This window comes from Pseudarthrobacter linnaei, assembly GCF_055412825.1.
The window spans coordinates 17,769-32,183 of record NZ_JBVAYX010000011.1 but is presented as its reverse complement, the minus strand read 5'-3'; the positions used below and the strand labels follow the sequence as shown (position 1 = coordinate 32,183).

Genomic DNA, 14,415 nt, shown 5'->3' with positions numbered 1-14,415 from the left:
CAGTGGACCCCCCGATCAGCGCACCGCGCCCACGCCCTAAGCCGCGGCTGCTGCCTGCCAATATTCCAGTTTCTAACACTACGCGCTCGGCTGCCGGCTGGGCTCTTTGCCTACAGCGAACGTGGCGGGGTTTCGGCAGACAGCCCGCTGGCTGCGCGGTACCGTGAACGTGAGAAGCAGCCACACCGACGATCGGCGGGATCATGACCTCCAACCCACTTAATCCGTCCAATGGCGACGAGGAACCCAAGGATCCGCTGGCAGAAATGCTGAAGAACCTGATGGGTGGCCAGGGCATGGGGAACATCGACCCCGCGGAACTGGCGAAGGCAGCCGGCCTCCCGGACGACCCGAACCTCCTCGCCCAGATGTTCTCCCAGGTCCAGGCCATGATGAGCGCCACCTCGGAGGGCCCCGTGAACTGGCAACTCGCCCACGAAAACGCCCGGCGCGTGGCCGCCAGCGGTTCCGACCCGTCCGTCACGGCGCAGCAGTCGCGCGAGGTCGATGAAGCCCTGCGGCTCGCCGAACTCTGGCTTGACCAGGTCACCGGGCTGCCGGCCACGGGCCTGATCGGCCGCGCCTGGTCACGGGCCGAGTGGGTCGAGGAAACGCTTGGCACCTGGAAGCGCCTGACCGAGCCGGTTGCCAACAGCATCGCAAATGCACTGTCCACGGCCATGACCGAGCAGATGCCGGAGGAAATGAAGTCCATGATGGGCGGAGCGTCCTCCATGCTGCAGAACATGGGCGGGGCGATCTTCGGCATGCAACTGGGTCAGGCCATCGGCGCCCTGTCCGCCGAGGTGGTCAGCTCCACGGACATCGGCGTCCCGCTCGCCGACCTAGAAATGGCGCTGCTGCCATCCAACGTGGCGAAGTTCGGCGAAGGCCTCAGCCTGCCGGAGAACGACATCCGGCTCTTCCTTGCCGTCCGCGAAGCAGCCCACGCCCGGCTGTTCGTGCAGGTCCCCTGGTTGCGGGGGCACCTCCTCGGCGCCATCGAGGCGTACGCCCGCGGCATCCACATCGACACCTCGAAGATCGAGGAACTCGCCCGGGAGCTCGATCCGGGCAACCCGGAGGGCATCCAGGAGGCCCTATCGCAGGGTGTCTTTATGCCGCAGCGCACTCCCGCGCAGGATCAGGCGCTGGAGAAGCTGGAGACCGCCCTCGCTCTCGTGGAGGGCTGGGTGGACGAGCTGAGCTGGGCTGCCACGGAGAAGCTCCTGCCCTCGGCCGCGGCGCTGCGTGAGACGGTGCGGCGCCGCCGCGCCACCGGAGGACCGGCCGAGCACGCGTTCTCCTCCCTCGTGGGACTGGAACTGCGGCCGCGCCGGCTCCGGGAAGCCGCCGCCCTCTGGGCCTCGCTGAAGGACGAACGCGGAGTGGACGGCCGCGATGCGATCTGGCAGCACCCCGATCTGCTGCCCACCGCCGAAGACCTGGAAGACCCGAAGGGGTTCAGCGAACGCCGGAAGCTGGCCGAGGCGAGCGACTCCGAGGTTGACGACGCCCTGCAGAAGCTGCTCAGCGGCGGCTTCGAGGAGCAGGAGGAAGCCCCGGCGACCGGGGAAGACACCGGCGACTCCGGCGACGACACGGGCGAAGCGGGGGAAGTCACCGGTGCATCCGGGGAGGAAACCGGAGGGACCACCGGCGGGACCGGGACTGACGACGCCCCCGGCAATGGCGGGAACCCCAAGTCCTAGCTGATCGGCGGGCCCCGTCCGGAACCCTGGTTCCGGACGGGGCTTTTCCGTGCCGGGGCCTTCCATGCCGGCGCCGCGGGCGCTGGGATTTCGACGGCGCGAGCGGGACAGCGCCGGCCGGGGCAAGCCGGACGGCCCCAATCTGGAGCCGGGTCTTTAGACCGTCAGTGCGTCGCCGCGCCGGCGTCCACGTCATCGTCGTCGCCCGGTGTGAGGCCGCGGGACGTGGCGAAGGAGACGCCCTCAAGGAAAGCTTTGGCCCGGGCGGTATCCGGGTAGGCCTCGAGCAGCCGCCAGAACGCGGCGTCGTGGCCGGCCACCAGCAGGTGCGCCAGTTCATGCAGCAGCACGTAGTCGATGACCCACTGTGGCATGGGCTGCAGCTTGTCCGACAGCCGGATGGTCCCCTCCGACGGCGTTGCGGACCCCCAGCGGGAGTTCTGGTTGCCCACCCAGCGCACGGAGGACGGGACTGCCCGGCCGCCGAAGTACTTCGCGGACAGCTGGCCGGCGTGCGCCGCGAGGGCAGCATCGCTGCGCGGGCGCCGCCGGCCGGCGCCGCGGGTCCCCCGTTCGCCCTGGAGCCGCAGCTTCTCGAGCATCCTGTGCACCCATTCGCATTCCTGGGCGCGGCTGAAGGAGGCGGGAATGGCGACGACGGCGGTGCCGTTCTCCCAGAACGCCGCCACGGTGCGGCGGCGCCGGGCAGAGCGCCGGACTTCCACCGGGGCGCCGTCGGCAGTGGTGAGCGGTGTGCCTGCGGGAACTGTGCGGCTGCTGCCGGCCATCAGAGCGTGGTGCTTTCGACCAGCACTGCCAGCACTGCTTCACCGTATTTCTCCAGTTTGGCCGGGCCCACCCCGGGAAGTTTGGCGAGCTGTTCGAGGGATTCGGGCCGGGCTTCGGCAATGGCTGTCAGTGTGGCGTCGGTGAAGACCACGAAGGCGGGGACGTCGGCTTCGAGCGCTATGTCCTTGCGCCACTGCCGGAGCGCGTCGAAGGTCTGCTCCTCGTAGCTGGGCGGGCACTGGTTGCAGCGGCCCACCTTGCGTTCGGCCCCGGATGAGAGCATCGTCCCGCAGGTCCGGCAGGTGGCCGGCACCGCCGCTTTGCGGCGCGGCGCCGCCCCCTTGCCGCGGACCGAAGAGCTGGCCACGGAGTCGGGGCGCAACCCGTCCAGGAAGCGCGAGGGCTTCCTGTTTGCGCGCCCGCCCGGGGTCCGTGCGGTGGACCAGGACAGGAACAGGTGTTCCCTGGCCCGGGTGATCCCCACGTAGAGCAGGCGGCGTTCCTCGTCCACGGACTCGGGGCTGTCGGCGAAGGAGATCGGCATCAGCCCCTCGCTGAGCCCAACGAGGAACACTGCGTCCCATTCGAGGCCCTTGGCGGCGTGCAGCGAGGCCAGGGTGACGCCCTGGACGGTTGGGGCGTGCTGGGCAAGGGAGCGTTCCTGGAGTTCGTTGACGAAGTCCAGGAGGGTGAACTGCGCGCCGCGGCTGATCACGAGTTCGTCGGCCAGCGCGACAAGCGCTGCGAGGGATTCCCAGCGTTCCCGGAGCGCCCCGCCGCTGTGCGGGGCGGCGTCTGTGTAGCCGAGCGAGGCGACGATGTCGCGGACCAGCTGGCCCAGCGGCTCGGGGCTGGCGGTTTCGGCGACGGCCCGGGTGGCGGCGCGCAGCTGCAGGATGGCGTCCCGGACTTCCTTGCGGGCAAAAAACCGTTCCCCGCCGCGCAGCTGGTAGCCGATCCCCGCCGAAGCCAGGGCCTGCTCGTAGGCCTCGGACTGGCCGTTGGTGCGGAACAGCACGGCGACCTGGCTGGCCGGCGTGCCGGCGTCGAGGAGCGCACGGACCTTCACCGCCACGGTGGCGGCCTCCGCCTCGTCGTCGGAGCATTCGGTGAACTGCGGCACCGGACCGGCCGGGCGCTGCGCCAGAAGCTGCAGCGGCGTCGCCCAGGCGGAGTCGGCGACGGGTCCGCCGCTGCGCCGGCCGGCCAGCAGTTCGTTGGCCAGCCTCACCACCTGCGGGGTGGAGCGGTAGTCGCGGATGAGCTTGACGACGGTCGCCTCGGGGTACTGGGCCTTGAAGCCGAGCAGGTGCTTCGGCGAGGCGCCCGTAAAGGAATAAATGGTCTGGCTGGCGTCGCCGACGACGCAGAGCTCGTCGCGGCCGCCGAGCCACAGCTCCAGCAGCCGCTGCTGCAGCGGCGAGACGTCCTGGTACTCGTCGACGACGAAGTGGCGGTACTGCTCCCGGACGGTGGCGGCGACCTTCGGGTCCTCCTGCAGGATGCCCACCGTGATCAGCAGCACGTCCTCGAAGTCGATCACGTTCCGGTCGGTCTTGACGTCCTCATAGGACTGGAAGACGCGGGCGACGGCGGTCAGGTCAAAGCCGCCCGGGGCGCCGCGGCCCTGGGCTTTTTCCAGATAGTTGGCCGGGGTCAGCATCGACACCTTAGCCCACTCGATTTCAGAGGCCAGATCGCGGATCGAGGCCCGGTCGGTGCTGAGGCGCAGCCGCCGGGCCGCCTCGGCAATCATCTGGGCCTTGTGGTCCAGCAGGTTCGGGAGGACGCCGCCGACCGCCTGGGGCCAGAAGAACTGGAGCTGGCGCAGGGCGGCGGCGTGGAAGGTGCGGGCCTGGACGTTGCCGACGCCGAGGTCGCGGAGGCGGCTGCGCATTTCGGCCGCTGCCCGCGACGTGAAGGTGACGGCCAGGAGACGCTGCGGGTTGTACACACCGGAGTGCACGCCGTATGCGATCCGGTGCGTGATGGCGCGGGTCTTGCCGGTGCCGGCGCCGGCGAGCACGCACATGGGTCCCTGCAGGGTGCTGGCAACTTCGCGCTGTTCGGCGTCAAGGCCGCCGAGAATGCGCTCCTCAAGGGAACGGTTGTCCGGTGCCGCGGCGTCGGCTTCGGGCGCAACCTCGCCGGCCGGGCCGGATAGGCCGGACGGGAAGGCGCTGGACTGGAAGATGTCTGTGTTCACTTCTGCTGCTTAGTCGTTCGAGGGTGTGCGGTGGATGCGCCGCGGTGGTCGATCCGCGGCGCGGGGTTGCCGCTGCGTGTTGTCACGCACGGCTCACGGGTTGTCCGCGCGGTCCTGGATGACCCCGCCGTACCAGTGTTCGATCAGCGCCCGGGCGATGGACAGCCTGCTGGAGATGACGATCTCGCCGCCGAGTACCGCCGCCTGCAGTTCGCTCCGGCTGAACCAGCGCGCCCGCGTGACCTCGACGCCGTCGGGCGTGGCTTCGGTGTCCGCGGTCGAGGCTGTAAAGCCGAGCATCAGGGACGCCGGGAAAGGCCACGGCTGGGAACCGAGGTACTGGCAGGCGGTGACCCGCACGCCGACTTCCTCACCGATCTCCCGGACCACTGCCTGTTCCAGCGACTCCCCCGGTTCGACGAACCCGGCGAGGGTGGAATAGTTCCGGGCATCAAGGGGGCCGCCGCCGCCGAGCAGCAGCCGGCCGTCCGGGCCCACCACCGTGACGATAATGGCCGGATCGGTCCGAGGGTAGTGCTCGGAGCCGTCCGCGGGGCACCGGCGGACCCAGCCTCCGGCCTCCGGCACGGTGGCGGTGCCGCAGCGCGGGCAGTGGGTGTGCGTGGCGTGCCAGTTGGCGATGGCGCTGGCCTCGATGAAGATCGCGGTGTCCGTCGGGTTCAGCGTGGCCGCGACTTCACGGAACCCCGCCCACTGCGCGCCCTCGGGGATGCCGGCAATGTGGGCTTCGAATTCCTCGGCCCGGACCTCGAACTGCTGCGGCAGGAGGAAGAGGACCAGTTCGGTTCCCGCCGCCAGGTCCGAGCCGGGCAGCGCGGAGCCCAAGTAGATCAGCTGTTCCGGGGCGTAGGCCGTGTCCTGCAGGTGCCGGGCGAGTTCGGCGGCGTCCAGCAGCACGAGGCTGCTGCCGTTGATCAGGGCCTGCCGGCCGGAGAGCACCATGGCCCGTGCGGCGCCGGTAGCCAGGAGCTCCCCGAGCATTCCGGGCTCTAGCCGCGCGGCGGAGCCCCTGTCAATCAGGGCCGGGAGTACGGGAAGGACTGTGTCCAGAAGATGGTTGGCGGCCGGGCCGGTGTGCGGGGAGGTTGACGTGCCCGCCTGGGTCTGGTGATTGGACGCCGGTGACTCCGCAAGACTCATGTACCCACCGTACTGACTCCCGCCGACAAATGACATTTCTCCAGGGCGTATGTGGGCATCCGCACGTGCCCGCGGGTGGCGGCAGGGCAGAGCGCAGGGAAAGGAGTCCCGGTGTGCGATTTATTCCCGATCTTTCAGACTCGCCGTGGTGCATCGCCGTCTTGGGCGCCACTCAATCTACCGTGGAAGCGTGAGAAGACAACCAATCGAACTGGCAGCTGTGGCGACCGCGGCAGTCCCCGGACTGACCCCGACCGCCGTCAGCTCTGCGCCCGACGATCCGGCGGACTTCGACTCGGCACTCCTGCTGGATTCCGAAGGCAAGCGCTGGCGGGTCCGCTCGCCACGCCATGCCGAGGCCAGCGCCCGGCTGGAAACAGAATTCCTGGTGTTGCGCGCCTTCCTCCCGGGCATCCGGGCCGAACTTCCCTTCCTTATGCCGACCGTTGCCGGCACCGTGCGGCAGGGCCCGCTGACGACGTTCGTCTACTCGCACCTGGCGGGCTCGACCCGGTCGGTCGAGGAACTCGGCGCCGCATCCCCCGCGGTGGCCCGCGAAATCGGCGCAGCCCTCGCCGCCATCCACGATTTGCCCCACGCGCTGGTCAGCAACGCCGATCTGCCGAGCTACACCCCCAACGAGTTCCGCCAGCGCCGCCTCAACGAACTGGACCAGGCCGCCACCACCGGCATAATTCCGCCCTTGCTGCTTCGCCGCTGGGAGCACGCCCTCGAGGACGTCTCCCTCTGGCGTTTCAACCCGTGTGTGGTCCACGGGGACCTGCATGAGGACAACCTCCTGGTCGACGGCGACCGCGTGACGGCCGTGACGGGATGGACCGATCTGAGGATCGGGGACCCGGCGGACGATATGGCCTGGCTGGTCGCGTCCAACGACCAGGACTTCGTGGACGCCGTTCTGGCGCACTACACCTCATCCCGGCGCGACGTGCCGGACGCCCATCTGCTGCGGCGTGCCGCGCTCTCCGCCGAATTCGCCCTGGCGCAGTACCTCGTCAAGGGCATCGCTGCCGGGAACCAGGACATGATCGACGAGGCCGAGTCCATGCTCACCGCACTCGCCGAGGACGTTGCGGAACACGGCGGGCAGCCGATCAGCGTGGAACCGCTCCCCCAGCCCACGCCTGCTTCCGACCAGGCACCACAGAACCCGGCGCCAGGCAGCGCACCGGGGCCGGCCGTCAGCAAGGTGACCCTGCTGGCGCCGGACTCCGTCTCCGGCCTCCCCGCGGTTCCCTCCAGCACCGCGATGCCGTCCGTTCATGTCGCGCCCATCCCCCTCGCAGCCGGCGGACAAGACGGAGTGGCCGGGACTGACAACGCAGCCGGGGATGCCGGCGCGATTGACGAAAAAAATGCCGACGGGGCCTCCGCGCCGGCGCCCCTCAAAGTGTCCGGTGGTGTCTCCGTCACTGCGGTTCCCGATGACGCGCCAACCGCCGCCGTGTCCTCCGCGGAAGACACCTCAACGCAGTCGATCGCCGTCGTCCACGCCGCTGCGCCGGCCCGGGCAGGCACCGTGGATCCGCCCGAGGCCCCGGCGAACCCGGCAGAGGACACCTCGACGACCGCTCTCACGGTGGTCGAGGCAAAGTCCCGCTAGCCGGTCCCCAGGGCGGTGGCCACAATCCGTTCGAGCCGTTCCGCTGAACCCAGATCGTGCGGCCGGACCACCTGGTTGTCCGCCACGTAATAGAATGCCGCCCTGACCGTCTCCAGCGGAACATCCTTGAGCCTTGCCCAGGCCAGCCTGTACACGGCCAACTGGACGGCTTTGGTTTTCAACTGCGCGGCGGACGGCCGGCGGCCGGTCTTCCAGTCCACCAGGTCCCAGCCGCCGTCGGCATCGCGGAATACTGCGTCGATCCGGCCGCGGACCACGACGTCACCGATCCGGGTCTCCACCGGCACCTCAACGTGGGCCGGTGCGCGGTTGGCCCACTCGGACTGGCGGAACGTCTCCACCATGCTGTCCAGGCCGTACGCTGCGTCGATGTGGTCGTCGGAGCCGGCTTCCTCGCCGAGGTCCAGCATGCCGGCGGCGCCGAAGTACTCCTCCACCCAGGCATGGAAGGCTGTGCCCTTGCGGGCCGACATCCCCGGTTCCCGCGGCACCGGGCGGCGGAGCCGGGCCACGACCGAACCGGCATCGTCCTCCAGATCCACCAGGGTTGACGCGGAGATGTGGCCCGGCAGGTGCACATCGTGGACGGCAGTCCGGCGGGATCGGCGCTCCAGCAGCGTCGCGGCCTCGGATGCCCAGCCGCCGGCGGGACCGCGCAGCGTCCGCCGCTTGTCCGGGCCGGGCGAGCCCGGCCCGGCGGCTGCATCCTGCAGCACGCCGGAGTCCAGGGACGCCAGCACCCGTGCCGCCGCGGACTGCATGGCCGCCCGCCGGCCCGGAACCAGACGCAGCCGGGCCCCGGTGCGCGGGTCGATGGGCCCCTCGAGCGGGTCATACGGCCAGGCCGCAACCTCCAGTTCCGACGTCAGCGGGCTCTCCTCCGGCAATGAATCCTCGCTGACGGACTGCGGGTGGATCGCGGCGGCGCCGTCCGCAACCAGCACCTCGAGTTCGGTCAGGAAGGGCGACATGTCCGCCATACCGGCGCGCGAGCCCACCCAGGCGGCGCTGGATACCCAGAGCACGTGTTTCGCCCGGGTGTAGGCCACGTAGGCCAGCCGCCGTTCTTCGGCCTCGCCATGAACCTGCACGGCGGACTTGAACTCCTTCTCGGCGTCGAGCCAGCCTTTTTGGTCCGGGTGTTCGAGGTCCCATTGCGGCAGGTCCGCGCGGTCCCCGCGCAGCGGCCACGGCAGTGCGGCGCTGCCGCTGCTCCAGCGTGAGTCCCGGCTGCTGGGGAAGGCTCCGGCGTTGAGCCCGGGCACGAACACCACATCCCATTCCAGGCCCTTGGAGGCGTGCACGGTCAGCAGCTGGACCGCTTCGTGGTTCACTTCCGGCGCGGCGGCGTCCAGGCCGTTCTCCTCCGCGGCAGCGGCCTCCAGCCAGGCCAGGAAAGCGAGCACGTCGACCCGGTGGGAGGTGTACAGGAACCCTGCGGCGGCGTCCTGGAACGCATCCAGGTTGCGGCGGGCCTGATGAATGCTGATCCCGGGCCGCGCGGACACCTCGATGTCCAGCAGCATGGCCCGCTCCACCTCGCCGAGCAGGGTAGTGAGGTCATCGCCCATGTAGCCGCGCAGTTGCCGGAGTTCCGCCGAGAGCCGCTGCAACCGCTTCAGCGCCTCGGCGCTGAGCTGGCGGCCGTGCGCGGAGGTCCAGCCTTCGCGCGGCAGCCAGTCGAGGGCTTCGACGAGGCTGGCGGCGTCCGTGAGGTCGCCCTCGATCACGGCCGCCTCCGCGCCGTCATCCGCGCCGTGATCAGCGTCGTCGTCCGGGGCACCGGGGCGGCCGCGGCGCCGGGCGAGGAAACTGGACCAGTCCCGCAGCGCCATCAGATCCGCGGGTCCGATCCGCCAGCGGGCTCCCGCGAGCAGGCGCATCAGCGAGTCGGAGCGGCCCGGATCGGCCAGCACCCGGAGGGTCGCGACGAGGTCGATGATCTCGGGGGTGTCCAGAAGACCGCCGAGGCCGACGAGCTCATACGGGATCCCGCGCACCTCGAATTCCCGGCGGACGCACTCCATCTGGGCGCGACGGCGGCACAGCACCGCCATCGCGGGAGGCTCAGGCTCAGGCTCCCCTGCCGACGCCTCAAAGTCAGTAACCCGGAACTTCAGCACGTCGCCCGCGATGGCCGCGGCCTCGTCCTCGTCGGTGCCAAAACGGCCCATCACCACGCGGCCCTGGACCGCGGCAGGGCTGGGCTGCAGCGGCGGGACCTCGACTCCCCCGGCGGTGTCCCGCTCGCCGGCCGGGCCGGTCCGGGCTGCGGCCTTGCTGAGCGGCGCCGATATGACGTTGGCGGCGGAGAGGATGTTCCGGCCGTTGCGCCACGCCGTGGTGAGGTACGACGTCGGGGCGACGGCAAAGCGCGCCGGGCCCGCAGTGTTGGCAGTGTTGCCGGCGGCAGCAGCGCCGGCAGCGCCGTCGTCGGCCCGGAGCCGCACCGGGAATTCGCGGACGAAGTGGAAGAGCTGGCCGGCGGAGGCCCCGCGGAAGCCGTAAATGGACTGGTTGGGGTCCCCCACCGCGGTGACGGCGTGGCCGTCGCCGAACAGCCGGGAAAAGAGCACGAGCTGGGCATGTGAAGTGTCCTGGAACTCGTCCAGCAGCACCACTTTGTAGCGCTGGCGTTCGGTTTCCGCGGCGACCGGGACCTCGTTGGCGACGCGGGCTGCGAGGGCCACCAGGTCACCGAAGTCGAGGGCGCCGCGGGCGCGCTTGGCGTCGGTGTAGCGTCCCACCATCTCCGCGACGCTGGCCCTGGTGCGCAGCAGCCCGCTGAGCTCGCCCGCGGCCTGGCTGGGGTTCTTCTTGGCGGTGGCGAGATAGGGCAGCGCCTCGAACTCGGCCACCCGGTCCAGCAGCCAGCCGCGGACCCCGGCCGGATCCTGGAGATGCTCAGCGCACTCACCGGCGAGCTGGATGACGGCCTTGACCAGGGTGGATTTGGCGGAACGGAAGTGTTCGTACTCGCCGTCGAAGGCTTCCACGACCTCGCTGGCGAGCTGGAAGGACTGGGCGCCGCCGAGCAGCACGACGTCACGTTCGACGCCGAGCCGGAGCCCGTAGTCGGACACGATGGCGCTGGCGTAGGAGTGGTAGGTGGAGACCTTGGGTTCGAGCGCGTCGGTGCTGAGCAGCCCGGCGGGGAACACCCGGTTCTGTGTGTCGCCCGCGGCGATGCGCTGCAGCGCGGCCAGCTTCGCCCGGATGCGCGTGGCCAGCTCCCCGGCGGCCTTCCGCGTGAAGGTCACGCCGAGCACCTCCTCCGGCCTGACCCAGCCGTTGGCGACGAGCCACACCACGCGGTCGGCCATGGTGGCGGTTTTGCCCGACCCGGCGCCGGCAATGACGAGCCGGGGTGAGAGCGGCGAGGAAATGATGTGCGACTGCTCGTCGGTGGGGCTGTTCTTCTCGCCCAGCAGGGCCGAGAGCTCCTCGGGGGTGAACTTCGGTGTGGGAAGAGGTCCGGGCAGGGGTGCGGGAGGTGCGGCGGGAACACCGGCGGGGCGGGCGGCGGCCATCGCGGCGGGTGCCACGGGTGTCTCAAGGCTCATTCGGTAACCTGCTTTCCCCGCAGGCACAGCGGGCATACTTCGGGCAGGCGGCAGCCGTGGCCGCCGTGGCCGCCCTTGGAGGGATCGTGTCGGGCCTCGAAGGTGTTCCCGGACATGATCCGGGCAGCATCACCGACCATGCCCAGGGCCCAGTTCTCCGCCGGATCGAGGGGAACCTGGGCCTGGATGCCCGGGCTCTTGGTGGTGGTGCCGAGCTGGGCCAATACGGCCCCGCCAGGCAACGGGGGCGGCCCGTCGTCGGGGCCGGCAAAGCCTCCGGCCAACACCGCGGCCTGGTAGGCGCCCAGCTGCGGATGCCGCTCGAGGTCGGCCTTCCCCGGCTGCCGCTTGCCCGTTTTGAGGTCCACGACGACGAGCCTGCCCTCGGCGTCGATCTCCAGCCGGTCGACCTGCCCGCGCAGCACAGCCGGGCGGGCCGGCCAGGCATCGCGATCCGCATCAGGGTCAGCGTCAGCGCCGGTGCCGGTGCCGGTGCCGGTGCCTCCGGCCGGGGGCAAAACGTCCGGGAGTTTGACTTCGAAGTCCAGCTCGACGCCGACCAGGGACCGGCCTTCGCTGCGCATCACCAGCACGTACTGGGCAAGCTTCCGGACCATGGTTTCGGCGCGCTGGAAGTCCAGCTTTCCCTCCCAGTTGTCCTTCATCCCCAGCGTCGGCCAGCGGCGGACGAGTTCAGCCACGTATTCGCTGCCGGAGGCATCCGGCAGGTCCTGCGCGATGGCGTGGACGAGGGTGCCCAGGCTGCGCGCAAAGTCGGTGGCGGCCTCCCCGCCGGCGGCCTGGACAAACCAGTCCAGCGGGGATTTCTGCACGGTTTCCACCTTCGACGGCGAGACGTACACGGTGCCGCCCGGCGGAACAACAGGCGCGTCCGTGGACAGCGCAGCAAGGCCCCACCAGCTCGCGGGGTGCGCGCCGGGCACTGGCGGCTCGGCGGCGGCCAGGGCGCCGAGAACGGAGCTGGCCTCCTGGGCTTCCGGGGTCCCGGCGTCCAGCTGGGCGAACTGGCGCAGTTCGGCGACCAGGGCGCGCAGGGTGAGCGGACGCTCCACCGGGGTGAAGCCGCGCCGGTCCTGGTCCGGGCCCAGCGGCGCCACGTAATCCAGGAACGAGGACGGCTGTTCGTCCTCCGAGGACACGGCGGTGCAGATCAGCATCTGCTGTGCCCGCGACACCGCAGTGGAGAAGCTGCGCAGTTCGTCATAGCGGATTTCGCGCAGCCGGCTGAGGGGATCCAGCTGCAGGGCGTAGGCCACGCCGTGCTCGACGGCGTCCGCGAACAGTGTGCTGCCAAGCAGTTCGCCGCGGAGCCTGGTGTTGGGCCACACGCCCTCCTGCAGGCCGGGGACGATGACCACGGGCCATTCCCGGCCCGCGGCGCTGGCCGGGGTCATCAGTTCCACCGCGTCCTCCAGTTGGGCCCTCGCGGCGAGGGTGTCCATCGGGAGCTCCTGGCTGAGCAGGTACTCCAGGAACTGCTCGGGTCCGGAACCGGGGAGCTGGTCCACGAAGCGCTCGGCGGTGTGGAAGAGGGCCATCATGGCATCGAGGTCCCGGTCCGCCCGGGCACCGGCCGATCCGCCGGCCAGCGCCGCCTCGGTCCAGCGCGCGGCGAGGCCGGTGGAGCTCCACAGCGCCCACAGCACCGTTTCGGCGTTGCCGCCGGGAGCCCGGGCCGCGTCCCGGCCGGCCTGGATCATCCGGGCGATCCGGCGCGCGGAGTGCCCCTCGATGCCCAGCGTCGCCAGCGCGCCCGGTTCGTCCAGGGCCTCGACGAGAAGCACGTCACTGGTGCGGCCGCCGCCGCCCAGGAGTTCCTCCCGGCGCAGGGACTGGCGCAGGCGCCGCAGCTCGATCGCGGTGGCCCCTCCGATCCGTGAGGTCAGCAGCGCCACGGCGGCCTCGGGGGTCAGCACGGCCGGGTCCAGTGCCACGGCATAGGCATCCAGCAGCGGCCGGACGGCGACCTCATCGCGGACGGCGAATTCGGCCACCGGAATCCGGACCGGGATGCCCTGACCCGCGAGGTAGCGCTGCAGCTGGCTGAGCTGGCCGCCGTTGCGGACGATCACGGCGATGTCACCGAGTTCGCGGCCGTCGTTGAGCTGGGCCTCCAGGATCCGTTGGGCCACGTAGCGCAGTTCGTGCACCGGCGACGGCAGCAGGTGCGCCTCGACGGTGCCGCCGGCGGAGCCCTCCTTCTGGGGCTGTTCGAGCCGGCGCGCGGACTGCCCGCCGGCGCGGCTGGAGATCCGTCCGGCCACGGACAGCCAGGCGTCCGCCACCGCCGGGGTGTGGCGGTGCGCGGTCCAGAGAGGCCGTACGAGGATGGCGCCGCCGGCCGGGGCGAGCAGCCGGGGAAGCTCTGCCACAAGGTCCGGGCGGGCGCCGCGGAACCCCTGGACCACGGTGTCCGGCGATGAGGTGACGAGGACCTCCTGGCCCGCGGCGATATCCGCGAGCAGTTCGAAAACGGCAGGGTTGGCCTCCTGCATGTCGTCCACGAGCACGAACTGGAGCCGGTCGCGTTCGGCGGCGAGGAAGTCCGGTTCGTCCTGGAAGATCTGCCGGGCTGCGGTGATGATGCCGGCCGGGTCGAAGGATTCGGGCATGCGCAGGTCCAGCACGTCGCGGTACTCCGCGTACAGCGCGGCCGCGGCCACCCAGTCCGGACGGTGGCAGCGCCGGGCGAGGACCACGAGGTCCTCGGCGGTCCGTCCGGATTCGATGATCCGGTCAAAGAGCTGGCGGACCTCCTGCCGGAACCCGCGAGTCTGCAGGGCAGCGCTCAGGTCCTCCGGCCAGGGCAGTTCGAGTCCGGGCTGCGCGTGGCCTTCGAGGAGCTCCTTGATGATCAGGTCCTGTTCCGGGCCGGACAGGAGCTTCGGCGGGCGCGGCAGCGGCAGGATCCCTTCGGCCTTGGCGCGCCGGATCAGGTCGAAAGCATACGACGCCCAGGTGCGGGCCGGCGTCGTGCTCAAACTGCGGTCCAGCCGCGCGGTGAAGCGGTCCCGGAGGGTGTCGGCGGCGAGGCGTCCGGGGGCGAGGATGAGCATCCGTTCGGGATCGATGCCGTCCCGCAACGCACGCCGGACGGCGGCTTCGACGAGCACGGTCGATTTGCCGGTCCCCGGCGCTCCGGGAATCAGGACCGGACCGGAACCGTGCGGGACGTCGACGGCGGCGCGCTGGTCCGCCGTCAGCACGGGCGCCGCGTTGTGCAGCGTGCGCGGTGGCAGCAGGCGGAGGGCGGAGCCGGAGGCGCGCGGCCTGGCGGGACGGTGCCCGACCTTCGCGGGCTGCGGTGATGCGGGCGGT

At 70.8% G+C, this 14,415-nt stretch carries 7 protein-coding genes; 2 read left to right on the top strand and 5 right to left on the bottom strand.

Going from position 1 to position 14,415, the window contains the following annotated elements; genetic code table 11:
- The first annotated feature begins 203 nt into the window (after window positions 1-203).
- Window positions 204-1,712, top strand: a complete 1,509-nt coding sequence (locus ACZYZ3_RS11810) for a zinc-dependent metalloprotease (protein ID WP_463964010.1) — start codon at window positions 204-206, stop codon at window positions 1,710-1,712.
- Between the two features lie 164 nt (window positions 1,713-1,876).
- On the opposite strand, the gene ACZYZ3_RS11805 is transcribed toward ACZYZ3_RS11810, so the two are convergent.
- The 3 genes from ACZYZ3_RS11805 to nudC all read right to left on the bottom strand — a co-directional run bounded on the left by ACZYZ3_RS11805 (window position 1,877) and on the right by nudC (window position 5,868).
- Window positions 1,877-2,500, bottom strand: coding sequence for a M48 metallopeptidase family protein (locus ACZYZ3_RS11805; protein WP_463964009.1), 624 nt, complete (start codon window positions 2,498-2,500; stop codon window positions 1,877-1,879).
- The gene (locus ACZYZ3_RS11800; protein WP_463964070.1) at window positions 2,500-4,590 is read right to left on the bottom strand and encodes an ATP-dependent DNA helicase UvrD2; all 2,091 of its coding nucleotides are present in this window, start codon (window positions 4,588-4,590) and stop codon (window positions 2,500-2,502) included. The genes ACZYZ3_RS11805 and ACZYZ3_RS11800 overlap by 1 nt, the downstream gene beginning before the upstream one ends.
- 210 nt (window positions 4,591-4,800) lie before the next feature.
- The gene (gene nudC / locus ACZYZ3_RS11795; RefSeq protein WP_463964008.1) at window positions 4,801-5,868 is read right to left on the bottom strand and encodes an NAD(+) diphosphatase; all 1,068 of its coding nucleotides are present in this window, start codon (window positions 5,866-5,868) and stop codon (window positions 4,801-4,803) included.
- 190 nt (window positions 5,869-6,058) lie between these two features.
- Between nudC and ACZYZ3_RS11790 the strand changes: the two genes are divergently transcribed.
- Window positions 6,059-7,492, top strand: a complete 1,434-nt coding sequence (locus ACZYZ3_RS11790) for a macrolide 2'-phosphotransferase (protein ID WP_463964007.1) — start codon at window positions 6,059-6,061, stop codon at window positions 7,490-7,492.
- Here ACZYZ3_RS11790 and ACZYZ3_RS11785 read toward each other — a convergent pair.
- Both ACZYZ3_RS11785 and ACZYZ3_RS11780 read right to left on the bottom strand, forming a co-directional pair.
- Window positions 7,489-11,043: an ATP-dependent helicase gene (locus ACZYZ3_RS11785; RefSeq protein ID WP_463964069.1), complete on the bottom strand. Its 3,555-nt coding sequence runs from the start codon at window positions 11,041-11,043 to the stop codon at window positions 7,489-7,491. The two genes, ACZYZ3_RS11790 and ACZYZ3_RS11785, sit on opposite strands and share 4 nt — an antisense overlap.
- Window positions 11,044-11,072: 29 nt before the next feature.
- Window positions 11,073-14,339 (bottom strand): ATP-dependent helicase, encoded by a 3,267-nt coding sequence (locus ACZYZ3_RS11780; protein ID WP_463964068.1) that lies wholly within the window; start codon window positions 14,337-14,339, stop codon window positions 11,073-11,075.
- Between the last annotated feature and the right edge of the window lie 76 nt (window positions 14,340-14,415).